We start from the raw sequence: 23,085 nt of genomic DNA on the forward strand, positions 1-23,085 counted from the left end.
CGTTGAAAAGCCTATAGAGTCGCGGAGCTGCGAAGGCCTTGTTGGACTTCAAGAGTTGGAAGAGTGCGACATGAACCAGGCCATTCCCGTTTTCGTCATCAACCTAGCGCGTCGCGAGGACAGGCTGGAGCGCGTGTCGCATCATCTGGAAGAGCGTGGCGTGGCGTTTACCCGCGTCGATGCCTGCGATGCCACGAAGGTGGATGAGGCGTTGCTGGATGGCGTCATTACGCCTGCTGGTCCGCTGGGTGCGCTGGGCCTCGGCGATCGGTCCTGCACGGTGAGCCACACCTATGCCTGGGAAGCCTTTTTGCAGACTGGGGCGCGGTTCGGTTTGATGCTTGAAGACGATGTGTTTCTCTCAGGCGATGTCTCCAATCTCTTGCGGTCTGACGACTGGATTCCCCCTCATGTCGATGTGATCAAGCTGGAGAAATTCGGCTCCGGTATCTCCAAGGTTCTTTTGGGAGACGCCGAGATCAAGGTTCCGGGCACGGAGCGCGCTCTGCACCGTATGTATTCACGGCATGTCGGGGGCGGGGCATATATTCTGTCGCGCCGGGCCGCGCAGCTAGCGCTGTCCTATCGAGGACGGATGAGGGTTCCTATCGATCATTTTCTTTTCAACGACACGGTGTCGCCGGTCTTCCGGCAGTTGAAGCCCTTCATCGTCCAGCCGGCGATGGCGACGCAGCGGCACTATGAGTACAACTCCGATATTGCCAAGTTCGGGAAGGCCGCTCGCCCCACGGGCTGGCGGCTGAAACTGAGAAAGCTGCGTCGGGGCTGGAACGAGATCAGCCAGATTCACCGGCAGCTTATGGTTTTCCTAACCAAGCGCGGTGCCATCAGAGAGATTTTCTGGAAAGATTCCGCATCCTGACGGTCATTTGGTCTGTGTAAGCTTCAGTTTCTGGCTACCTTTATTGTGCGCAAGGCAGCCAAGCACGCTTTTGCCCTATAAGTCACGTGGACTATTATCGGACGCGGTTATATAGCGCTTAAGCATTGGCCGGGTGCGGAGCGATATTGGATGAGTGCCGAAAGAATTCTTCATATGCATTTCGGCAAGGAGGGCGGTGCCGAGCGCTTCTTCGTCAATCTGGCAACAGCTTTTGGCGATCGCGGCATCGAGCAGCGCTTTATCGTGCGTCCGGGTCGCATCTGGCGCGACGAGATTGCAGCCCTTGGTCCCACCATCGAAAGCGAATATCGCCGCATCTCGCCAAAGGCACTCTGGCTTCGCTGGCAGGTGAACAAAATCATGCGCGAATGGAAGCCGGATGTGGTCATGGCCTGGATGTCGCGCTCCTCGCGGCTTGTTCCAGCACATGGCAACAGCGTGCGGCTGACGCGGCTTGGCGACTATCCCCGTCATCTCAAGAATTTCCGTAACAACGATCTCATTGTCGCCAATGCGCCCGGCATTGCCGAGGCCTGCATGCAATTGGGATGGACGAAGCCGGTCAAGGTCGTCTCCAATTTCGTTCGTGAAACCACCATCAAGCCGGTATCGCGTGCCAGCATGGGTACACCGGAAGATGCCTTCCTCGTCGTGGGCACCGGACGGTTCATCCGGCGCAAGGGGTTCGATGTTCTGATCAAGGCCGTGGCGCAAATTCCCGATGCCTGGCTGTGGCTGATCGGCGAAGGCGACAAGCGGGCCGAGATGGAGCAACTGGTGCAGGAACTGGGCATGGCAGACCGCACGCGCTTCACTGGCTGGGTCGAAGAGCCGATGGATTACGTTGCCGCGGGCTCGATCTTTGTTATGCCATCGCGCCATGAGCCGCTTGGCAATGTGGTGCTCGAAGCTTGGCAGGCGGATGTGCCGGTGGTCTCCACTCGTTCCGAAGGGCCGTCCTGGTTTATCCGGGACGGGGAAGATGCGCTCATGTGTGACATCGACGATGTGGATGGCACCCTTGCGGCGATCAATCGTATCCGCACAGACGATCAACTGGCGGCGAAACTGCGAGAGCAGGGCAGGGTAAGGCTTGACGCCGATTTCCGCAAGGATGCGGTGGTGGATGCCTATCTCGATCTGTTCAAGCAGATGAAACGATAGGGCGTTTTTGATGGTCTCCAACTCAAATGACATCCCGGCAAATGCCGATTTCTGCTGCTACGTCATCAATCTGGATGGCAGCACGGAGCGTTTCTCACAAGTGTCGGTGGCGCTTGAGAAAGCCGGTGTTGCATTCGAGCGTCTCTCTGCTTTCGATGGGCGCAAGCTCGCTCTCGATACGGTCGCCGATTATGATGCCGCGGCTGCCAGACGCTATATGGGCCGCGAGTTGGTCGGTGGCGAAATCGGCTGCTATTTCAGTCACTTGAATGCGGCGAAGGCGTTTCTTCGGACGGACAAATCCTACTGCCTAGTGATCGAAGATGACGCCGCACCGCATGAAGCTCTGCAGGCGATCGTGACGGAAACGATCGGTTTTCTCAATGCGCATGATCCCGATTGGCGGATCGTCAATATGGGCAATGAGAAGCTGAAGATCTTCCGTCCACTGAAGACCATGAGCTTCGGGAAAAATATATTTACTCTTTGCTCCGCCCACTATTTTCCTATGACGACAGGCGCCATTTTGTGGTCGAGGAAAGGTGCGCAGGAGTTCGTCGATGGACACCGTGTGATCTTCGCGCCGGTCGATAACTTCTTCCGCTACTGGATCACCCGCGTTGGCGGGGGCTATTCTTTCTTTCCAAGGCCCGTGTCCACCACCGATGCGGTCAGCGATATTGCGCATCCCGGAAAGATATCGAGAAGCCGTAATGCCCGCAGCTTCCTTTATGGTCTGCGCAAACAGCGGCGGCTTATGGTGGACAAGCTGATCGCGACCAAGCGGAAGTATTTTTTGTGATTTCGAGCCGTTACAATCACCTTACAGTCCAAGCCCGAGGAAGTGCGTTACGATGAGCGTGAAGCGGATCTTTCATCTGCAGTTCGGCACGGATGGCGGCACCGAGCAATTCTTCCTACGCCTCACCCGCGCTTTTCACGAGCGTGGCATAGAGCAGCAATTCGCCATCCGGCCGGGCGTAACGTGGCGTCACGAGCTTGACGATCGGGGGACGGTCCATGAGGGTTATTATCTTCGCCGCTGGCCCAACTGGTGGCTGCGCACACAGTTGCTGAAGCGCTCGATGAAGCAGTGGCCGGCCGATGTGGTGATGGGGTGGCGTGCGCCGACATCGCGGCTGATGCCGGACGCGGGTCATGCCATACGCGTCGTGCGTCTTGGCGACTATCCGCATCACGTCCGCTATTTCGGTAACACCGATGCTATCGTCGGCAATGCGCCCAACGTCATCGAACATTGCCGTACACTCGGCTGGCAGGGTAAGACGACGATTATATCCAATTTTCCGGGTGAGGTTGGCACTTCCGTGGTCAAGAGGTCGGATTTTTCGACGCCGGATGATGTTCCTCTGGTTTGCGGTCTTGGCCGCTTCGTGCCGACCAAAGGCTTTGACACCTTGCTGCGCGCGGTCGCGACGACGCCTCACCTCTGGCTCTGGCTGGTCGGCGATGGCCCCGATAGAGCCGATCTGGAGCAGTTGGTGCAAGAGCTTGGGATTGCCGATCGTGTCCGCTTCATCGGATGGGTGTCGGAGCCGGCGGCCTATATCAAGGCGGCTGATATGTTCTGCGTGCCGAGCCGACAGGAGCCGCTTGGCAACGTGCTGCTTGAAGGCTGGAAGGCGGAAGTGGCTGTGGTGTCCACCAAAACCGAGGGACCATCCTGGGCAGCGACGCATGATGAAAGCGCTCTCTTCACCGAGATTGACGATGTTGAAGGTATGGCGCAGGCGCTCTTGCGTCTGGAAGGGTCGCCTGAGCTTCGAGCGAAGCTGGTTCAAGGTGGGCGAGAGCAATTGGCCGCACGCTTTTCCGCAAAGCGGATCGTCGATCAATATCTGGAATTTTTTGAGGAATTACGCAGCGGCAGGCGGTGAACCCATCGCGCTGGCTCAGCTTACGCCGCGATAGCACGGTCCGGTATTGCGATCGGAAAAGCGATACTCGGCTGTCTAAACGTGCGCATAGATGGCGCCGAGAGACCGGGCTTCACCTTCGAGCGCGAAATTTTCCACTGCAGTCTGGCGTGCAGCCGCACTTCTACGCTGAATCATCTCGGGATCGCTTAAGAAGCCAGAGGTCGCTTCAACCATTGCTTCGAGATTATCGCGGCCAATGACGGTGCCGGTTTCGCCTTCACGCACCAATTCCGGAAAGGCGCCGACATCCGTTGCGATCACGGGCACACCCGTCGACATCGCTTCCAGAGGGGTGAGGCCAAATCCTTCCCAGCGCTGGGGGGCGATGAACAGGTCAAGCGCGCGGTACCATTCGTTGATGTTGGTATGCTCTCCGACGAAGAGGATGCGGTCGGCAAGACCTGCGGCGCGCACTCTTTCCTTTAGGCCATTTTCGAAATCCACATGCGGACCTGTCGCGCGTCCGGCAACGATGGCCGACCATTGCGGGTGGTCTGGCAGAACGCGGATCATCGTGTCAACGAAGAGATCGGTACCCTTCTGATGCCGTATACGGCCGAAGCAGCCGGCATATTTGCGCTGAGGATCGAGGCCGCGTGCGACCTTTGCCTCAGCCTTATCGGCGGGCGGGGAGAAGCGATCGGTGTCGATGCCGTGCATGATGACCGTGCTCGGTACCTCCAGATAGGAGGCCGTCTGGCTATTGGTGGCAATCACGCCATCCATTCTGGAAATCAGAAATTTGGTCCAGCCGGTGTGCTTGCGCTGCGAGGCGGAGGTGAAGACGATCTTCAGCTTCATGCGCAGGATGTCGCGCATGATGATGGCCGGTAGCATTTCGATATTGCGGCGCGCATGCCAGACGCGCGGTCTGCCTGACGGGCCGTTTTGCCAGAGCCGCCAGAGATCGCGGAAACGCACATATGGCAGGCTTTCGGGCAAGCCGGGTCCGATCACGGCGATCTTCTGCCCGAGCCGGTTCTGCACCGGCACGAGCTGAATGATCGTGGATGTCACGCCCGAGAGCCTGCGCTTGAAGTTCGGCGCAAGGACGCGGACATCTCTCAGATCGACATGGGGCAAGTCTTGAAGTCTCGCAACAGGAGCGGGGGATTTCAGTTCCAGTTGACGGACAGGATCTCGTAGCCGCGCGAGCCGCCAGGCGCATTCACTTCAATGCTGTCACCGACTTCCTTGCCGATCAGGGCGCGGGCAATGGGAGAGGAGATCGAAATGCGACCTTCCTTCACGTCGGCTTCCTGATCGCCAACGATCTGGTAGGTCTTTTCTTCATCGGTGTCTTCATCAATGAGCTTGACGGTGGCGCCAAACTTGATCTTGGAACCGGACATCTTGGAGAGATCGATGATCTCGGCGCGCGCGGTCAGATCTTCCAGCTCGGAGATGCGGCCTTCATTGTGGCTCTGCGCTTCCTTGGCGGCGTGATACTCGGCATTTTCCGACAGGTCGCCATGGGCGCGCGCTTCAGCGATCGCCTCGATGATGCGCGGGCGCTCTTCCTGCTGACGCCAGCGAAGTTCTTCCTGCAACTTGACGTAACCGCCCTGGGTCATCGGTACTTTTTCTACCATCTTTTTATTCCTTCACATTCGCACCGCGGTAGTCGCAGACACAAAAAGAAACAGGTTCCGGAGCAAAACTTCGGAACCATGTCAAAATCACAATTTGTCGGACTATATCAGAAGAGCATCCTGAAATGCCAGCAAATTAAAAAGCCCGTTAAAAACAAGCATTTTCAACGTGCTCCGCTTGTGATTTGACTTTCGTCATTGGAACATATAGAGAACATACTATGAAGAAGTCAATCAAAGAGCGGCTTGCAGTTCTCTCCGATGCAGCGAAGTATGACGCCTCCTGCGCGTCCAGCGGGACCTCAAAACGCAACTCGGCGCAAAGCGGCGGGCTGGGGTCGACGGAGGGCTCTGGCATCTGCCATGCCTATGCGCCGGATGGTCGTTGTATCTCGCTTTTAAAGATTCTTCTGACCAATTTCTGCATCTATGATTGTGCCTATTGCATCAACCGTTCGTCGAGCAATGTCGAGCGCGCACGCTTTACCGTGGAAGAGGTCGTGTGGCTGACGCTGGAATTTTACCGGCGAAACTACATCGAGGGTCTGTTCCTCTCTTCCGGCATCATTCGCTCTTCGGACCACACGATGGAGGAACTGGTGCGCGTAGCAAAGGAGTTGCGCGTCACCCATGGCTTCCGGGGTTATATCCACCTGAAGTCCATCCCTGAAGCATCGCCGCATCTGATCGAAGAAGCGGGGCTTTATGCCGATCGTCTCTCAATCAATATCGAACTCCCGACCGATAGCGGAATTGGCAAGTTCGCGCCGGAAAAGCAGCCCGGCAATATTCGTCGCTCCATGGCGGATATCCGGCTGAAGATCGAGGAGGCGGGCGAGCCGACGCTGAAGACGAAGCGGGTCAAGACCTTTGCGCCGGCGGGGCAGAGCACGCAGATGATTGTCGGTGCCGATGGCGCTGATGACGGCACGATTCTCTCGACCAGTGCGCGGCTTTACGGAAGCTATGGCCTGCGGCGTGTCTATTACTCCGCCTTCAGCCCCATTCCCGACTCGTCTAAGAACCTGCCGCTCATCAAGCCGCCCTTGATGCGCGAGCACAGGCTGTATCAAGCCGATTGGCTTTACCGGTTCTACGGCTTCGACATCGGCGAGATTACCTCGACCCAGCAGAACGGCATGCTTGATCTCGATATCGATCCCAAGCTCGCCTGGGCACTCGGCAACCGCCAGAAGTTTCCTGTCGATGTCAATTCGGGTGAGAGAGAGATGCTGCTGCGCGTGCCTGGTTTCGGCGTGAAGACGGTAAACTCCATTCTGTCCTCCCGTCGCTTTCGGAGGCTGCGCTTGGAAGATCTGGCGCGCTTCGGCGTATCGCTGAAGAAGGTGAAGGCGTTTGTCGTCGCTGATGGCTGGACGCCGGGCAAGTTGACCGAGCGACCCGACCTGCGTGCCATGTTCACGCCGCCGCCGGAACAGTTGTCGTTGCTGTGATGTATGCGGTCGAACTGGAGGGCAGGGGCAATTTTGGCGAATGGCGCGATGCCGCGCGTTCGCTTCTTACGGCGAGTGTGGCACCGAGCGATGTGGACTGGCGGCTGAAGAGCGACCGCGGCACGCGTCTTGATTTCGAGCAGCAGGCCTCTCTACCGGTAGCGAAGACGCCAGCGCAGATCACGGTTCCGTCGGCCTTTCTGCCATTGGCGGAAGCCATCATCTGCCACAGCGATCCGGCGCGCTTTTCTTTGCTGTATTGTCTCCTGTGGCGGCTGCAGCAGGACCGGGCGCTGTTGCAGATCAAGGCCGATCCGGATGTTCAAGCGGCCCGGCAGATGGAGAAATCCGTCCGTCGCGACAGCCACAAGATGACCGCCTTCGTCCGTTTCAAGGAAGTGCCGGGCGAGGGCGCGCAAGCACGGCGCTGCTTCATTGCGTGGTTCGAGCCGGATCATTTCATTGTCGAGCGAAAGGCGCCGTTCTTCCAGCGGCGCTTCAACGACATGGATTGGCTGATCGCGACTCCGAAAGGGTCTGCGCGTTGGAATGGTCAGTTGCTTGAGACGTCGCGAGAGCCCGCGGAGCGCCCGGATATTTCCGACGAGACGGACGAGTTGTGGCGCACCTACTATGCCAATATCTTCAATCCGGCGCGGTTGAAGATCAAGGCCATGACGGCAGAGATGCCGAAGAAGTATTGGAAGAATCTGCCAGAGGCCGATCTCATCCCGGAACTTGTCATCGGCGCGGAGGCGCGCGTGCTCAGCATGGCGGCCAAGGCTGCGACGGAGCCGCAGATGTTTCACCATCGCATCCAGGCGGCGGCCGCAGCCAAGCCACAGGAAGTGCTGCCGGATGCAAACACGCTCGCTGGCGTGAAGCGTGAAGCTCAAAGCTGTCAGATGTGCCCGCTACATTGTGCCGCAACGCAAACCGTCTTCGGCGAGGGGCCTGAGAAGGCGCAGGTGATGGTCGTCGGTGAGCAGCCGGGAGATCATGAAGATCTTGCCGGGCGACCCTTTATCGGTCCGGCGGGTAGGGTGTTCGATCAGGTCCTGGGGGAAACGGGGATCGAGCGTCCATCGCTCTATGTGACGAACGCGGTCAAGCATTTCAAATACGAGGCGCGGGGCAAGAAACGCATTCACCAAAGACCCAATGCCGGTGAGGTTGAGCGTTGCCGTTGGTGGTTGACGCGGGAGATCGATCTCGTTCAGCCCAAGCTTATTGTCGCGATGGGCGCAACGGCGGTTTACGCTTTGACGGGGACGAAAGAGACGCTTTCGAGCGTTCGCAGCCGGCCGATCCCCATGGACAATTCACGCATCCTCTTTGCCACGGTGCATCCATCCTACCTGCTTAGAATTCCCGACCCGGCACGTCAGTCGCAGGAGAGGGCGCTCTTCGTCGAAGACCTGCGCGCCGTGCGGCGATTGTCCGAAGCGTGAGGTGAAGCGTCCCCGCTTTTGGTTCTTGCTGCCGCAGTAGAACAGTTCGCCCTTTTCGAAAATGCGCTGTTTCCAAACATTAAAAGCCGTTCATGAAGTAATTGTAATGCGACTATCTCCGTTTTTGGGAGTTTAATCAGCATCAACATCCAACGGTGGTTATGATGTTGTATGTGGAAGTTATAAAAGGATTTGTATCATGTCTATTCGTAATAATCTTGCTGTTATTCTTGTTGCCGGTACTATGCTCGGCGGAATTGCTTACACTGCCGAAGCTGCATCGGCAACTGCAGCGCAGACGGAAACCAAGGGCGCTGTTGTTCCGAATAAGGCCATCGACAAGGATGTTGGACGTCTCTCCCAGGACGGTGCACAGGCCTTGGCCGACATTCAGGCAACACGCCTGGCAATCTTCAACGCGAAGCCGGATGAGGCCAAGACCTTCATTAACAAGGCGAAGGACGAGCTGCAGAAGGCATCCAAGGACGAAGCAGTCTTCATGAAGGCTGAAGCGGATCTCACGAAACCGACCAAGGCACCCGTTGCCGGTGATGCGAAGGCGGATGCAAAGCCCGCATCTGCGACGCCCATCCAATGGCTGCCGGTCGACTCGCAGTTGACGCTCGGTGAAGACTTCAAGGCAACGCCTGAAAAGGTCGCAGCCATCACCGAAGCCAATAAGAGCCTGAAGACCTCCGATCGTCAGGGTGCGCTTGAAAAGCTCGCTGTCGCGGATGTCGATGTCGAGTTCATCACCGCCGCCCTACCGCTCAATCAGACGGTCACCGATGTTGGCAAGGCTGCCGACCTGATCAACCAGGGCAAGTTCTACGAAGCCAATGCGGTGCTGAAGGATGTGACGGATAACGCGATGCTTAACATCGTCGATATCTACGGTCAGCCTTACAAGGCAAAGGCAGAAAAGCCTGCCAATGCCGCAGCGGTCACGCCTTCGACAGACAAGACCGCTGCTCCAAAGGGCTAATTGCCCTTCCACATACTGAAACGAAAATGGCCTCCCCGTTCGGGGGAGGCCTTTGTTTTTGGAAAACTCTAAAGCGCATCGCGATCTTTTAGATTCGCTCCATACGCTTCAAGTCCTTGTTTTGTCGCATGTCGTTATCGCAAAACCCGGGACCACTTTTGCGCGACATGCTTATCTATCGACTCGGCGGGGCGCCTCAGAAGTAGCTCTGAAGCGGCTTCACTTCGAGGTTGCCGGCCTTCAGCGCCTTGATGGCAAGGGCTGCTGCTTCGGCACCGGCCATGGTGGTGTAGTAGGGCACCTTCTGCATCAGCGTTGCGCGACGTAGCGACTTGGAGTCGGAGATCGCCTTGTTGCTGTCGGTGGTGTTGATGACCAGCTGGACCTGACGGTTGCGAATGCCATCCTCAATGTGAGGGCGACCTTCCTGCACCTTGTTGATCTTCTCGGCTGCGATGCCTTGCTCCGCGAGGAAACGCTGCGTGCCGCCGGTTGCCAGAACCTTGAAGCCTGCTTCCACCAGAATGCGGATCGCCGGCAGAACGCCTTCCTTGTCCTGATCGCGGACCGAGACGAACACCGTGCCGGAGCGCGGCAGGTCGACGCCAGCGCCCAACTGCGACTTGGCAAATGCCAGCGCGAAATCGGTGTCGAGACCGATGACTTCGCCGGTGGAGCGCATTTCCGGTCCGAGCAGAATGTCGACGCCGGGGAAGCGGGCGAAGGGGAAGACGGCTTCCTTGACGGCGATGTGCTTGAGGTTGCGTGGATCGGGCTTCTCGCCGTAAGCGGCGATCGCCGCATCGAGCTTCTCACCCGCCATGACGCGGGCTGCGATCTTGGCAATCGGCGCGCCGATGGTCTTGGCGACGAAGGGCACGGTACGCGACGCGCGCGGGTTGACTTCCAGAACGTAGATGGTGCCGTCCTTGATGGCGTATTGCACGTTCATCAGGCCGCCGACCTTCAGCGCCTTGGCAAGTGCTGCCGTCTGGCGTTCCAGCTCATCCAGCGTTTCGGGCGAGAGCGAGCGGGCAGGCAGCGAGCAGGCGGAGTCGCCCGAGTGAATGCCGGCTTCCTCGATATGCTCCATGATGCCGGAGACGAAGACGCTTTCGCCGTCGCACAGCGCGTCCACGTCCACTTCGACAGCATTGGTCAGATAGCTATCGAAGAGCAGCGGGTTCTTGCCGAGCAGCGTGTTGATCTGGCCGGTCTTGTCGTTCGGGTAGCGCTGCTTGATGTCTTCCGGCACGAGGCCTGGAACGGTATCGAGCAGATAGGTCTGCAGCTGGCCTTCCGAATGGATGATCTGCATGGCGCGGCCACCCAGAACGTAGGAGGGGCGAACGACCAGCGGGAAGCCGATTTCGGAAGCGACGAGGCGAGCCTGTTCGACCGAGTAGGCGATGCCGTTGTTCGGCTGCGCCAGATCGAGCTTCATCAAGAGCTTCTGGAAGCGGTCGCGGTCTTCGGCAAGGTCGATCATGTCCGGCGCGGTGCCGAGGATCGGAATGCCGTTCTTTTCCAGCGCTTCGGCAAGCTTCAGCGGTGTCTGACCACCGAACTGCACGATGACGCCGACCAGTTCACCCTTTTCCTGTTCCGCGCGCATGATCTCGATCACGTCTTCAGCGGTCAGAGGCTCGAAATAGAGGCGGTCGGAGGTGTCGTAGTCGGTCGAAACCGTCTCCGGGTTGCAGTTGATCATGATCGCTTCGAAGCCCGCATCCTTCAGCGCGAAGGCGGCATGGCAGCAGCAATAGTCGAACTCGATGCCCTGGCCGATACGGTTCGGACCGCCGCCGAGAATCACGACCTTCTTGCGGTCGGAGACTTGTGCTTCGGAGCGCAGTGCGCCGACGAAAGGCATCTCATAGGTGGAGTACATATAGGCGGTTGGAGAGGCGAACTCGGCAGCGCAGGTATCGATGCGCTTGAAGACCGGGCGCACATTTAGGCTGTTACGCAGCTCGGCCACTTCCTTCGGGCGCTTGCCGGTCAGAGAGGCGAGGCGGGCATCGGAGAAGCCCATGGCCTTCAGCATGCGCAGGTTTTCGGCGTCGGTTGGCAGACCGTGTTCGCGCACACGCGCTTCCATATCGACGATCGCCTTGAACTGGGCGATGAACCATGGATCGATCTTGGAGTTCTCGTGCACTTCGGCTTCGGACATGCCCGTGCGCAGTGCCTGGGCAACCATGCGCAGGCGATCCGGCGTCGGCGTGCCGATGGCAGCGCGGATGGCGTTCTTGGAGCCTTCGCCTTCTTCGTAACCGGGGATTTCGATCTCATCGAGACCGGTGAGGCCGGTTTCCATGCCGCGCAGCGCCTTCTGCAGCGATTCGGCAAATGTACGGCCAATCGCCATCACTTCACCGACCGACTTCATGGCGGTGGTGAGGATCGGCGAAGCGCCGGGGAATTTTTCGAAGGCAAAGCGCGGGATCTTCGTCACGACATAGTCGATGGACGGTTCGAAGGAGGCAGGCGTTGCGCCTCCCGTGATGTCGTTGTCGAGTTCGTCCAGCGTATAGCCGATGGCAAGCTTGGCCGCGACCTTGGCGATCGGGAAGCCGGTTGCCTTGGAGGCAAGCGCAGACGAGCGCGAGACGCGCGGGTTCATTTCGATGACGACGAGGCGGCCATCCTTCGGGTTGACGGCGAACTGGACGTTCGAGCCGCCGGTTTCGACGCCGATCTCACGCAGAACCGCAATCGAGGCGTTGCGCATGATCTGGTATTCTTTGTCCGTCAGCGTCAGGGCCGGAGCAACGGTGATCGAGTCGCCGGTGTGAACGCCCATCGGGTCGATGTTTTCGATAGAGCAGATGATGATGCAGTTGTCCGCCTTGTCGCGGACGACTTCCATTTCATATTCCTTCCAGCCGAGAACCGATTCTTCGACCAGAACTTCCGTCGTTGGCGAGGCATCGAGGCCGCCAGAGACGATATCGAAGAATTCTGAGCGGTTATAGGCAATGCCGCCGCCTGTACCGCCAAGTGTGAAGGACGGGCGAATGATGGCTGGCAGACCGACGTGGTCGATCGCCTGGGCGGCGATTGCCATGGCATGCGCCATGTAGCGCTGCTTGCGGTCCGTCTCACCGAGGTTCCACTGGTTTTCCAACTCGTCCAGTGCCTTGTCGAGGTCGGCGCCGGAAAGCTTGCTCTTCACCTCTGCGCGGGCTGCCTCATGCTTCTTGCGGTCGGCATCCTTGATCTCGGTGGCGTTTGCCAGCATCGAGCGTGGGGTTTCGAGGCCGATCTTCGCCATGGCCTCGCGGAAGAGGGCGCGGTCTTCGGCCTTGTCGATCGCTTCCGGCTTGGCGCCGATCATCTCGACATTGTAGCGGTCGAGCACGCCCATGCGCTTCAAGGAGAGCGCGGTGTTGAGTGCCGTCTGACCGCCCATGGTGGGCAGCAGCGCATCGGGGCGTTCCTTGGCAATGATCTTGGCGACCACTTCCGGCGTGATCGGTTCGACGTAAGTCGCGTCCGCAAGGCCGGGGTCGGTCATGATGGTGGCGGGGTTGGAGTTGACCAGGATGACCCGGTAACCTTCTTCCTTCAGCGCCTTACAGGCCTGAGTGCCGGAATAGTCGAATTCGCATGCCTGACCGATGACGATCGGTCCCGCGCCAATGATGAGGATGGATTTGATATCTTGGCGCTTTGGCATGGCTCTCGTTCCGCTTTCGTGTTGCGCAAAAAACGGCCATGGTGAAACTTCACCGGCCGGGGCGCGCAATTCCAAATCTTTTCAGGCTAGAAGCGGCTTATAGGCAAATGTTTTGGCGAACGGAACCCCGAATCTTCGCTTTCCGACAGGAAAGTTCTCGCGCCGCAAAAGGATCATGCCGGGTGATCCTCCGCGCGTTGTCAAACGTAAGCTTCTTCAACCGCTTAAATCGTCGCCTCCAACCGGATGCAGGATAATCATGATCATCGTTCATTACCTGGAAAATTCCCGCGCGCACCGCATTCTCTGGCTGCTGGAGGAACTTGAGCTTCCCTATGAGGTAAAAACCTACAAGCGCGGGTCGGACATGCGCGCGCCGAAGAGCCTCAAACAGGTCCATCCGCTCGGCAAGTCTCCGGTGATCGAGGATCGGGGCACGGTCTATGCAGAGAGTGGCGCGATCATCGAATATCTGCTCGATACCTATGGCGAGGGCAGGTTCCGGCCGGAGAAAGGCACGGATGGCTATCGGCGCTATCTCTACTGGCTGCATTATGCCGAAGGATCGGCCATGCCGCTTCTGTTGCTCAAGCTTCTTTTCTCCCGCCTGCCGAGCCAGATGCCGTTTTTCTTAAGGCCCGTGGCGGCTATGATCTCCAAGGGCGTGGCGGCAAAGCTCATCGATCCGCAACTGATCGACCATGTGGCCTATTGGGAGGCCGAACTTTCCAGGCACGGCTATTTTGCCGGAGACATGCTGACTGGCGCGGATATTGCCATGAGCTTTCCGGTCGAGGCGGCCATGAGCCGAGCGGATGGCGTTGGCGAAACGAAGGCGATCAGGCGCTTTCTCGATGCCATACGCGCGCGGCCTGCCTACCAGCGCGCGCTTGAGAAAGGCGGAGCCTATATCTACGCGCGCAGCTGACACGAGTACTCCTCTTGCGGGAACGCTTTGCGGTAGTTAGCGTTTAGCGCAAGCATATTGAAGGGGAGATTGCCATGCAGTGGAGAGGGCGCCGCCAGTCGGACAACATCGAAGATAGACGCGGCATGTCGACCGGCGGCATGGGCGGCGGCGGTGGTTTTCGCTTACCGACCGGCGGTCGCGGAGGCGGTATCGGTATCGGCGGTCTCGTCGTTATTTTGCTGATCAGCTGGGCGCTTGGCATTAATCCGCTCGCCTTGCTCTCAGGCGATATGTCGACGGATAGCGGCAGTCAGCAACAACAGACCGGGACGCGCCCGCAAGGCCAATCCAGTGACGAGACGACGGCGTTCGTCCGCACCATTCTGGCAGAGACCGAAGACACCTGGGGCAAGATCTTCCAGGCATCCGGCGAAACCTATCAGAAGCCGACGCTGGTTCTGTTTTCCGGCCAGGTTCGCTCTGCCTGCGGTAACGCGACGTCGGCATCCGGCCCGTTCTACTGCCCGGTGGATCGCAAGGTCTATCTGGACACCGACTTTTTCCGCGAGCTTTCGCAGCGTTTCGGCGCCTCGGGCGATTTTGCCCAGGCCTATGTGATTGCGCATGAGGTGGGCCATCACGTCCAGAACCTCACCGGCGTGCTTCCGGAATTCAACCAGCGTCGCCAGTCCATGAGTGAGAGCCAGGCCAACGCGCTTTCGGTGAAGGTGGAACTGCAGGCCGATTGCTATGCCGGCATCTGGGGCAAGTCCACGCAGCAGAAGGGCATTCTCGAGGCCGGCGATCTGGAAGAGGCGCTGAACGCCGCCCACCAGATTGGCGACGACACGCTGCAGAAGAAAACGCAGGGCTATGTCGTTCCCGACAGCTTCAACCACGGCACTTCGGCGCAGCGCGTCGAATGGTTCCGCCGCGGGTTTGAGAGCGGGCGGGTTGAGGATTGCGATACGTTCTCGGCTGATATTTGAGGGGCGTCTCACGTTCTCCTCGTCATCCTCGCCCTTGAGGCGGGGATCCATGTCTTCCCGAGCAGTCAACGGCTTATGGATCCTCGGGTCGAGCCCGAGGATGACGGCAGTGGAGGTCTAGACCTCCCGCATTACGATGAACGTCGCGTTTCTTTTATGAGAAAACGCGGGCCCCCGTTGAGGCGCCGCGGCGTCCCTTTGAGAAACCGCAGCGCGTTGAACTTGGGGGAGCAACCAGATCGACGATTTAACTCGCCAGCCTCCGCGACGGAGCGTCCCTCTCTCCGCCGTCCATCTTCTCCCAAGTTCCACCGTTCCTGTAGCGCCATGCAAGCTGGCCTTGATCGTCGATCGTGATGAGCGCGAGCCAGCCATTGTCAAACAGCGCGCTCACATGCGGATGCCGACGCAGGATGTCGGCGATCGCCTCCTTCGGGGCCTCTACGGCGACCGTCAGGCGCAGCGGTTCATGGACCAGTTTTTCACCATCATGCACCGATTGCCAGGGTAGCCCGGCGCGCAGATTGCCGCCATTGCCTTCGACCACGCCGATGCCACCGACGACATTGTGAAGCAGCTTGTTACCCGCACCGAAGAGGGAGGGTGCGACCGCCGAGCCGAAATACTGCAGGCTGATCCAGCTTGCGACGACCACGGGTGCGGTCAGGATGAGTTCGAGGATTTTGAAGTCCTCATCCTTTTGCCAGATGTAGTCATGCAGAAAGGCCTGTCCCTCCAGCGATTTGCCCGCCGTGCGTGCCCGTGGAGCGGCGATGAAGGCGCGGCACCCGGCAAGGCCGAATTCAGGCCGGGTCTCCGACCAGTCGCGGCTGCGCGCATGCAGGTTGTCCCCTGTCGCCCGCGGGAGGTGGCGTGCACGCTCTGCTCTCGTCAGGCGGCCCGCATCCGCCAGCCATTTGCGCAGTTGCGCGAGATCTTTGGAGGCGATCTTGTGATCGAGATCGTCTTCGAAGAGCGTGACGGCATCCGTCGTCGTGTCGTGCAGGCCGGCAAGGAAGATGGTGTCGTCCGGAATGGTGATCCCTTGTGTGGTAAGGGCCTCACGCACCGCCCGATCGTTGATGAGATCGGCCAGCAGACGTGCATTGACATCACCCGCATGGCCGCCGCAGGCGCCGCAATGCAGCGCGCTGGCGTAAGGGTTGTTGACGACATTGGCGCCGTGACCGCAGATCAGCACGAAGCGGCCGAAGCCCTCGGTCAGCGACATGGCTTTCAGCACCCTTTCCGCCATGGCTGCCTTCGTTTCCAGGTCGAGGTTTTGGACAAACCGAGGCTTGGCCTTGTCGGGCTTTGCATACTTGGTGAATCGCAGGCCGTCGCGCAGAAGCTTGCCTGCATAGACCGGTCCCATCGCTTCGACGAAGGCGAAGGAGGAAACGGCGGCGAGCTTGAACCGGCCCCAGGCGCGGATGGCCCGCGCACCGAAGCGGGCCTTCTGGTCCGCCTTCTGATTGTCATCGACGGCGCTGCAGGTGAAGACGGATGGCTTCAGCAGCACCGGCAGCCTGTGTTCTGCGACATCGGAGGCAAAGCCGTGATGGCTGGCACCAAGGCCGAAGAAGCCGGCAAAGCCGATCGTGCGGATGGACGGGTCCATGCTTTCGAGCGACCGCCGGAAGACTTCGGAACGGACATCGATGCAGAAGGCTGCCTGCAGTATCGGCCGCTGGTCTGCCACGGTGGCCGTCGAAGGCGCGGCGAGAGCGGCTGCGAGCTTTCTCTGGGCCGCGTGTTCGGCCGCAGACTGCAGAAGGCTGTCGATCTGGATGTCGCGATTGGCGACAACAGGCGCCACATGGGCGGTGCGGGCCTTCCGCCACTCGGCTTCGATATCTGTTTTGTGCTTGAGGTACAGCGCTTCCTCAAACACCAGGCGGATTGCGAGAAGTTCAAGCGCTGTTGTGTCGACGCCGCCGTCGACTTCGGCCTTGAACTGGATGTGGCGGGCATATTGCGCCCAGCCGCCCAGCGTCAGCAGCAGCTGGTGGAAATAGCTGCCGGGCTCTGCGCCAAGCCCAAGCGAAACGGCAGCCCGTTCGATGGCAGCATGGGGCGTTTCGGGGGTGTCCGACACATGGATACCGAAGCCTTTGAGACCGAGGATTTCCGGGGTGAGGTCATGGGTGGCAAAGGCCCGCCAGGCGGCGTAGAGGCCGTTGCGTCTCGATGCCGCCCAAAGGGCCTGGCCCTGATCGAAAAAGCCCGCAGCGAAAGTGCCGATCCGATCCGAGATCAGGCCCGGCCAATCCTGATCCGTCGCCTTTGCCGCAAGATCCGCCACGGTCGGCAGAGCCTGGATCGGTGACGCTTCCTTCGAGAGGGCAGCCTTGATGGCGGCCAGATCGATGCTCGGGTCTGCTGCGTTCGTGTGGAGTGCCGCGAGGATGTCCTCGTCCGTCATGGCACCCGTGGCGATCTTGTCTGCAAAGTGCCTGCGGGGCAGAGCAAGCCGCACGCCTCCGACGCGGGCAAGCAGTGCCGCTGTCTGATCAAAGGTCTCGTTCGACTGTCCAAGGAAAGGGTTGACGGCAACGGTCGCCGTCAAGGGCCAGGCTGGTGGAATGGCCCGCACGGCCTGATCTGCAGCTTTTGCCAGAGCATCGCCGTGAAGTGTATCGACTGGGGTTATGGTGGTCATGAGACTTACTCCTTCACGGGAGCGGAGGTTGCGGAGGTGTAGGCGGGGAGTTTCCAGCCACCAAGCAGGCGATCGAACAGGGCATTGACGTAAAGCCCGTTGGCGAGGTGGACGCGCAGACCGGCTGCTGCCGGATGGTAGGCCCAGAGAGGAAACAGCGACTGGGCAACCGCGACGAGGCCGAAGGTGACGACGGCCAGCAGCATCAGCGTCCATTCCAGTGGGCCGGGCTGCGGCGGAGGCGGAAGCGTGCCGTGCATCAGCCCGTCAGCGATCTTCTGCAGGGCGAAATAGGCGGTGGCTGCCAGGACGGCGTAGAGTGATGTCCGCCAGGTGAGCGCCCACGGAGCGGCATCCGCCAGACCCTGGGCGATCAGGTAGGCCACGCCAAAGATCAGGATCGCGCCGAGTGCCAGTGCCTGCGGTGGCTTGTCGGCAAAGCCGAAGAGGAGACCGATTACCGCATAGATGGCAAGAGCGAGCAGGAAGGCGCGACCGACGGCCTTGGCATTGGGGATGGTGATCGGGCCCGGGCGGCGGATCGAGGCAACGGTTTCGATGGCCGAGCCGGACGCCAGGAAGGAATGAGCCTTGTAGAGCGAATGCGCGACGATGTGCAGCAGGGCGATGGGGAAAAGTGCCAGGCCGCATTGCAGGATCATGAAGCCCATCTGCGCCACTGTCGACCAGGCGAGCGAGGTCTTGACCGCAGATTGGGTCAGCATCACCACACTGCCAAAGATCGCGGTGAAGCCGCCGACCATGACCAGAGCTGCAAGGACGATGGGAGCCTGTAGCATGACATCGGCGAAGCGGATGAGGAGGAAGCCGCCGGCATTGACGACGCCCGCATGGAGAAGTGCAGAAACCGGTGTTGGCGTCTCCATGACTTCCGTCAGCCATCCATGGGTGGGGAATTGTGCAGACTTCAACAGGGCAGCGACAGCCAGAAGTGCTGCGGCGGCGATCGTCAGCGGCAGGCCTTCTCCCTTTTGTGCTTCGAGAAGGATGGTGGCGATGTCACCGGTCCTGAAGGCGACGGCAAGCAGGACAACGGCGCCGATCAGGGCGATATCGCCAAGCCGCGAGACGAAGAACTTCTTACGCGCAGCGCGCCTTGCAGCAATCCGCTCCGGATAGAAGATCAGCAACTGGTGAAGCAGAAGACTTGCCGCACACCAGCCGATGACGAGTTGCAGCAACGTGCCGGATTGAACGAGCAGGAGAACCGCGGCAAGCGTTGCCGTCATCCAGCCGGTAAAGGGTCCTTGCCGGGCTTCTCCATCGAGAAAGGTCCCGGCATAGCGCAGCACGACCCAGCCGATGAAGGAGACGAGCAGAAGCATCACCAGGCTGACGAGGTCGAGCCTCGAGGCGAGCGCCACGTAGCTGTAGCCGATCATCGGGCTCGTGCCGGGTCCGTAGAGAGCGAGGACGAGGCTTGAGAGAAGAGCGACGAGAATGGACGCGAGGGCGGCAAGTTCTGCGAGGCGGATTGCCGCGCGCGGACGAAGACCCGGTGCCTTGAAGGCACTATACGAGGCATAGGCGAGAAGAAGCGGCGCGAGGAGCGGTAGAGCGTAGATCACGAGAGTTCTCCGGTCTGTGGGCTGCTTGGGGAGGATGAGCAGCGGCGTATGACAAACGGATTATCAGGAACCGAAGCCCTATAAAAATTCATTGTTTCTCTTGAAACGTTCTATAAAATAGAACGATGTCCGATCTTAATTATCACCATCTTCGCTATTTCCGTGCTGTGGCTCATGACGGCAATCTGACTCGCACGGCAGAACGGCTGAACCTGTCGCAGTCGGCATTATCCATTCAGATCAAGCAGTTGGAGGAGCGGCTCGGTCATGCGCTCTTCGAGCGGCGAGGGCGGCAGCTTTACCTGACCGAGGCCGGTCGCATTGCGCTTGACCGCGCCGACACGATCTTCGCCGCTGGTGAGGAGCTGATCGAGACTTTGAAAGAGACGGGACGAAGCCGCCGCGCCATCCGCATTGGCGCGCTCGCCACGCTGTCACGCAACTTCCAGATCGAGTTTCTGCGGCCGATCCTCGGGCGTTCGGATGTCGATATGATTCTGCGCTCGGGCAGTACGAGCGAGCTTTTGGGCGCGCTGGAAACGCTGAACCTCGATATCGTTCTCCTGAACCAGCCGCCGATGGCGGATTCCGTCACACCCTTCATTGCCCAACATATCTATCAGCAGCGGGTCAGCCTTGTCGGCAGGCCGTCCTTCGGCAAGCCGGGAGCGACGCTCGCGGATCTTTTGGCCGAACATCCGGTCATCCTGCCGACGCTCGAAAGCAGCGTGCGTACTCAGTTCGAGGCTCTGACCGCGCGGCTTGGCCTCAGTCCTCAGATCGCAGCCGAAGTCGATGACATGGCGATGATGCGTCTTCTGGCACGAGAGGGGGCAGGGCTTGCGGTTCTGCCGCCGATCGTCGTCAAAGGGGAGCTGGAGGCAGGCACACTAGTAGAGTTCGACGCGCTGCCGGGCATGGTCGAATCCTTCTACGCCGTGACGATCAAGCGCCGTTTCCCCAACCCGCTGTTAAAGCCGCTTCTGCAGGGTGAGAGTTAGGCAATCAGCAGCGCAGTGACAAACATGCCAAGCGCGAAAATCGTATGAGCAACGAGGTTGAGCGCGCGCACCTTGTTGGGGTTCGGCGTCTTGGAGGCAGCCCAGCCGATGCCGAGGCCGGGTTGGAGCAGGAACCAGCCGGCACCCACGGTAACGATGCCGATGATGAAGGGTAGCAGGAAGGTCGGGGCCATAAACCAGCCCGGTGGCACGATCAACGCAAGGATAATGCCGTAAAGAATGCCGACCGCATAATGGGCGATCCAGCCGATCGCGACCTCATTGGTGTGCGGTTCGGCCTTGGCAATACTGTCGTGGAAGACTTTGCCCCTGGGCAGGTGCCAGAACCAACGGCCGACCGGGCCCCAATTGGCGGCCGATTGGCCGAAGGCGCGGTGCAGGATGATCGCCCAGATATCCATGAAGAGCGTACCGCCAATCCCCATTGCCGTACCGCGCCAGAGAATCTCCCACATCCGTTATCCCTCCCGAATCGTGATGTGGAGAAGATGGCTCGCGCCTGAGGGTGAGGCAAGGGCAGGCAGGCGCGCCGTGGTCTGGCGTAAAAGAAAAAGGCCCGAAAACCGCTCGCGGTTCTCGGGCCTCGTTTGTCTGGTCTAGGCTGACGATCAGGCAGCCTGGCCGTAGCTTCTATGTCGGCTTTCGTTCTGTGAGAGTTTGAACTGAGCGAGCAGCGTTTTCAGGGCCGCAGCTTCCGACGCGAGGCCGTGGCTCGCGGCAGTCTGTTCTTCCACCATCGCGGCATTCTGCTGCGTTCCCTGGTCGATCGTGTTGATTGCGGTGTTGATCTCCTGCAGACCGGTCGACTGTTCGCGGGTAGCAAGCACGATGGCGTCGATGTGCTTGTTGATCTCCTGTACTCCGCAACGATGGTTTCCAGCGCCTTGCCGGCATTGCCGACCAGCGTCACGCCGGATTCAACCTGCGTGGTAGACGTGCTGATCAAGGTCTTGATTTCCTTGGCGGCATTGGCAGAGCGCTGAGCGAGTTCGCGCACTTCCTGGGCAACGACAGCAAAGCCCTTGCCAGCTTCACCGGCACGGGCGGCTTCCACGCCCGCATTAAGGGCCAGCAGGTTGGTCTGGAAGGCAATCTCGTCGATGACGCCGATGATCTTGGAGATCTCGTTGGAGGAGTGCTCGATGCCCTCCATGGCCTTCACCGCATCGCCAACGACGACACCGGATTGTTCGGCGTTCTGACGCGCGCGCTCCACCAGGCGACCGACCTCTTCGGCCCGCTTGGCCGAATCCTTGACGGTGGTGGTGATTTCCTCAAGCGCTGCGGCGGTCTCTTCGACGGAGGCTGCCTGCTGCTCGGTGCGCTTGGAGAGATCGTCCGCCGAGTGACGGATTTCGCTCGCACCGGCATCGATGGCATTGGCATTGTGGCCGACATTGACGAGGGCCGCATTGAGCTTGGCGATGGAGGCGTTGAAGTCGGAACGCAGGCGATCGACGCGCGCGACGAAGGGCGTGTTGATGCGGTGGTTGAGGTTGCCATTGGAGAGATGGGTCAGGCCTTCGGCCAGCGCATCGACGGCGAACTGGATATCGGCGCTATCCTTGGCGGATTGGCGCTCGCGCTCGGCACGCTCCTGTTCCGTCATGGTGCGGTTGCGCTCGGCATCGCCCTCCAGACGCTGGCGCTCCAGCGCATTGGTACGGAAGACGGCAACGGCGCTGGCCATCGAGCCGATCTGGTCGGTGCGCTCCTGGCCGGGAATGGCGATGTTGAGGTTCCCGGCGGCAAGCTGCTCCATGGCGAACGTCATGCGCGTCACCGGCGTGATGACCACGCGGCTCAAAAGCAGAACCAGGCAGCCGATCATGCAGGCAACCGCGAGAGCCGTGGCGATGATCGCGGCAACACGGAAGGTCGAAACGGAGGCGAAAGCGGCCTTGCTGTCGACGACGAAGCCCAGGTGCCAGCTGACCGAGGGCAGACCCTGCACCGGAATGAAGCTGATGATCTTATCGGCACCGTTCAACTGCGTCTGGCTGAGCGCCGTGCTGATCTTCGGCGTGTCTGTCGGGAAGAGATCTGCAAGCGTCTTGGAGATCACGCCCGCATCCGGGTGGATCAGGATCGTCCCGTCATTATTGACGAGGAACGCGTAGCCATCCGGGCCGGCATCGATCTTCTTGATCATCTCGACAAGGCTCGTCAGCGTGAAGTCGCTTGCGGCGACGCCTGCGAGCTTGCCGTTGCGCTTCACCGGAATGGCGGCGCTGACGACCAGTTCGCTGGTGGAGGAATCGATATAGGGCTCTGTCAGGATCGGCGCGTTGACCGCAACAGCCGCCTGGTACCAGGGGCGCTTGCGTGGATCGTAACCTTCCGGCATCTTCTCGTTTGGCCAAGTGGTGAACACACCGGCCTCGTCGCCGAAATAGGTGGACTTGAATTCGCGCACCAGAACGTCGTTCTCGAGCGCCTTGTCGAGCGTGACCTGGTCGGCGCCCTTGCTCAGCGCCGAAGCAACCATCTCGGTCATGATGACGCGACCGTTCAGCCAGTTGGCAATGCTGAGTGCCGCTTCTTCACCGGTAGAGCTCACCTTGTCGGAGACAAAGCTGTTGGCGGCGCCGCGCTGGAGGCTATCGATATAGAGAGAGAAGCCGGCAAAGGCAGCGACGACAAGGCAGGATGCGGAAATGACGATCCGCGTCATCAAGTTCGATTTCGTGGACAAGATATGGTCCTCGGATGGCCCGGCATGAAGCCGGATTGACTGGAAA

General features: G+C 59.8%; 16 protein-coding genes and 1 pseudogene. 10 read left to right on the plus strand and 7 right to left on the minus strand.

The features are described from left to right. Positions 1-70 precede the first annotated feature (70 nt). The 4 genes from AC07U5_RS05460 (at position 71) to AC07U5_RS05475 (ending at position 3,966) form a co-directional block, all read left to right on the plus strand. Complete coding sequence (locus AC07U5_RS05460) at positions 71-883, plus strand: glycosyltransferase family 25 protein (RefSeq protein ID WP_494722493.1); 813 nt, start codon at positions 71-73, stop codon at positions 881-883. A 150-nt stretch (positions 884-1,033) separates the two neighbouring features. Beyond that, the gene (locus tag AC07U5_RS05465; RefSeq protein ID WP_494722494.1) at positions 1,034-2,068 is read left to right on the plus strand and encodes a glycosyltransferase; all 1,035 of its coding nucleotides are present in this window, start codon (positions 1,034-1,036) and stop codon (positions 2,066-2,068) included. A 10-nt stretch (positions 2,069-2,078) separates the two neighbouring features. Then, positions 2,079-2,870, plus strand: coding sequence for a glycosyltransferase family 25 protein (locus tag AC07U5_RS05470; protein ID WP_494722495.1), 792 nt, complete (start codon positions 2,079-2,081; stop codon positions 2,868-2,870). A gap of 52 nt (positions 2,871-2,922) precedes the next feature. Next, positions 2,923-3,966: a glycosyltransferase gene (locus AC07U5_RS05475; protein WP_494722496.1), complete on the plus strand. Its 1,044-nt coding sequence runs from the start codon at positions 2,923-2,925 to the stop codon at positions 3,964-3,966. A 75-nt stretch (positions 3,967-4,041) separates the two neighbouring features. Here the strand turns inward: AC07U5_RS05475 and AC07U5_RS05480 are convergent, their stop codons facing one another. Both AC07U5_RS05480 and greA read right to left on the minus strand, forming a co-directional pair. After that, positions 4,042-5,091 (minus strand): glycosyltransferase family 4 protein, encoded by a 1,050-nt coding sequence (locus tag AC07U5_RS05480; protein ID WP_494722497.1) that lies wholly within the window; start codon positions 5,089-5,091, stop codon positions 4,042-4,044. A 32-nt stretch (positions 5,092-5,123) separates the two neighbouring features. Next, a complete protein-coding gene (gene greA, locus AC07U5_RS05485) occupies positions 5,124-5,600 on the minus strand; it encodes a transcription elongation factor GreA (RefSeq protein WP_062426441.1) in 477 nt (158 codons plus the stop codon). Positions 5,601-5,821: 221 nt separating this feature from the next. Here greA and AC07U5_RS05490 point away from each other — a divergent pair, with 221 nt between their 5' ends. The 3 genes from AC07U5_RS05490 (at position 5,822) to AC07U5_RS05500 (ending at position 9,490) form a co-directional block, all read left to right on the plus strand. Continuing rightward, entirely contained in the window at positions 5,822-7,054 is a 1,233-nt protein-coding gene (locus AC07U5_RS05490) for a putative DNA modification/repair radical SAM protein (protein ID WP_062440378.1), read from the plus strand. Then, complete coding sequence (locus tag AC07U5_RS05495) at positions 7,054-8,505, plus strand: UdgX family uracil-DNA binding protein (protein ID WP_494722498.1); 1,452 nt, start codon at positions 7,054-7,056, stop codon at positions 8,503-8,505. Before AC07U5_RS05490 ends, AC07U5_RS05495 begins: the two co-directional genes overlap by 1 nt. A gap of 199 nt (positions 8,506-8,704) precedes the next feature. After that, positions 8,705-9,490, plus strand: coding sequence for a YfdX family protein (locus tag AC07U5_RS05500; protein WP_274102102.1), 786 nt, complete (start codon positions 8,705-8,707; stop codon positions 9,488-9,490). Positions 9,491-9,686: 196 nt separating this feature from the next. Here the strand turns inward: AC07U5_RS05500 and carB are convergent, their stop codons facing one another. Next, on the minus strand, positions 9,687-13,172 hold the full coding sequence (carB, locus tag AC07U5_RS05505; protein ID WP_062440386.1) for a carbamoyl-phosphate synthase large subunit: 3,486 nt from the start codon (positions 13,170-13,172) through the stop codon (positions 9,687-9,689). Between the two features lie 259 nt (positions 13,173-13,431). Between carB and AC07U5_RS05510 the strand changes: the two genes are divergently transcribed. After that, on the plus strand, positions 13,432-14,100 hold the full coding sequence (locus tag AC07U5_RS05510; RefSeq protein WP_494722499.1) for a glutathione S-transferase: 669 nt from the start codon (positions 13,432-13,434) through the stop codon (positions 14,098-14,100). A gap of 74 nt (positions 14,101-14,174) precedes the next feature. After that, on the plus strand, positions 14,175-15,071 hold the full coding sequence (ypfJ, locus tag AC07U5_RS05515) for a KPN_02809 family neutral zinc metallopeptidase (RefSeq protein ID WP_111846866.1): 897 nt from the start codon (positions 14,175-14,177) through the stop codon (positions 15,069-15,071). A gap of 247 nt (positions 15,072-15,318) precedes the next feature. On the opposite strand, the gene AC07U5_RS05520 is transcribed toward ypfJ, so the two are convergent. Together AC07U5_RS05520 and AC07U5_RS05525 are read right to left on the minus strand one after the other, a co-directional pair. Next, positions 15,319-17,733 carry a YbcC family protein gene (locus AC07U5_RS05520; RefSeq protein WP_494722500.1) on the minus strand — a complete coding sequence of 805 codons (2,415 nt, stop codon included), beginning with the start codon at positions 17,731-17,733 and terminating at the stop codon, positions 15,319-15,321. Between the two features lie 5 nt (positions 17,734-17,738). Next, positions 17,739-19,322 (minus strand): proton-conducting transporter transmembrane domain-containing protein, encoded by a 1,584-nt coding sequence (locus AC07U5_RS05525; protein ID WP_343108707.1) that lies wholly within the window; start codon positions 19,320-19,322, stop codon positions 17,739-17,741. 125 nt (positions 19,323-19,447) lie between these two features. Between AC07U5_RS05525 and AC07U5_RS05530 the strand changes: the two genes are divergently transcribed. Continuing rightward, the gene (locus AC07U5_RS05530; RefSeq protein WP_112956685.1) at positions 19,448-20,323 is read left to right on the plus strand and encodes a LysR family transcriptional regulator; all 876 of its coding nucleotides are present in this window, start codon (positions 19,448-19,450) and stop codon (positions 20,321-20,323) included. Here the strand turns inward: AC07U5_RS05530 and AC07U5_RS05535 are convergent. Both AC07U5_RS05535 and mcpU read right to left on the minus strand, forming a co-directional pair. Then, the gene (locus tag AC07U5_RS05535) at positions 20,320-20,799 is read right to left on the minus strand and encodes a DUF2938 domain-containing protein (RefSeq protein WP_274102108.1); all 480 of its coding nucleotides are present in this window, start codon (positions 20,797-20,799) and stop codon (positions 20,320-20,322) included. The genes AC07U5_RS05530 and AC07U5_RS05535 overlap by 4 nt on opposite strands. Before the next feature lie 153 nt (positions 20,800-20,952). Further along, positions 20,953-23,039, minus strand: a pseudogene (gene mcpU / locus AC07U5_RS05540) (methyl-accepting chemotaxis protein McpU). Positions 23,040-23,085 lie beyond the last annotated feature (46 nt).

This window comes from Agrobacterium sp. GW821-FHT02D03, from assembly GCF_059421725.1.

Bases quoted from the DNA above. Each gene is read 5' to 3' on its own strand.
- AC07U5_RS05495 (WP_494722498.1), top strand. From the start codon at position 7,054: ATGTATGCGGTCGAACTGGAGGGCAGGGGCAATTTTGGCGAATGGCGC.
- AC07U5_RS05510 (WP_494722499.1), top strand. From the start codon at position 13,432: ATGATCATCGTTCATTACCTGGAAAATTCCCGCGCGCACCGCATTCTC.
- greA (WP_062426441.1), bottom strand. From the start codon at position 5,600: ATGGTAGAAAAAGTACCGATGACCCAGGGCGGTTACGTCAAGTTGCAG.
- AC07U5_RS05460 (WP_494722493.1), top strand. From the start codon at position 71: ATGAACCAGGCCATTCCCGTTTTCGTCATCAACCTAGCGCGTCGCGAG.
- AC07U5_RS05535 (WP_274102108.1), bottom strand. From the start codon at position 20,799: ATGTGGGAGATTCTCTGGCGCGGTACGGCAATGGGGATTGGCGGTACG.
- ypfJ (WP_111846866.1), top strand. From the start codon at position 14,175: ATGCAGTGGAGAGGGCGCCGCCAGTCGGACAACATCGAAGATAGACGC.
- AC07U5_RS05530 (WP_112956685.1), top strand. From the start codon at position 19,448: ATGTCCGATCTTAATTATCACCATCTTCGCTATTTCCGTGCTGTGGCT.
- AC07U5_RS05490 (WP_062440378.1), top strand. From the start codon at position 5,822: ATGAAGAAGTCAATCAAAGAGCGGCTTGCAGTTCTCTCCGATGCAGCG.
- AC07U5_RS05470 (WP_494722495.1), top strand. From the start codon at position 2,079: ATGGTCTCCAACTCAAATGACATCCCGGCAAATGCCGATTTCTGCTGC.
- carB (WP_062440386.1), bottom strand. From the start codon at position 13,172: ATGCCAAAGCGCCAAGATATCAAATCCATCCTCATCATTGGCGCGGGA.
- AC07U5_RS05475 (WP_494722496.1), top strand. From the start codon at position 2,923: ATGAGCGTGAAGCGGATCTTTCATCTGCAGTTCGGCACGGATGGCGGC.
- AC07U5_RS05465 (WP_494722494.1), top strand. From the start codon at position 1,034: ATGAGTGCCGAAAGAATTCTTCATATGCATTTCGGCAAGGAGGGCGGT.
- AC07U5_RS05500 (WP_274102102.1), top strand. From the start codon at position 8,705: ATGTCTATTCGTAATAATCTTGCTGTTATTCTTGTTGCCGGTACTATG.
- AC07U5_RS05520 (WP_494722500.1), bottom strand. From the start codon at position 17,733: ATGACCACCATAACCCCAGTCGATACACTTCACGGCGATGCTCTGGCA.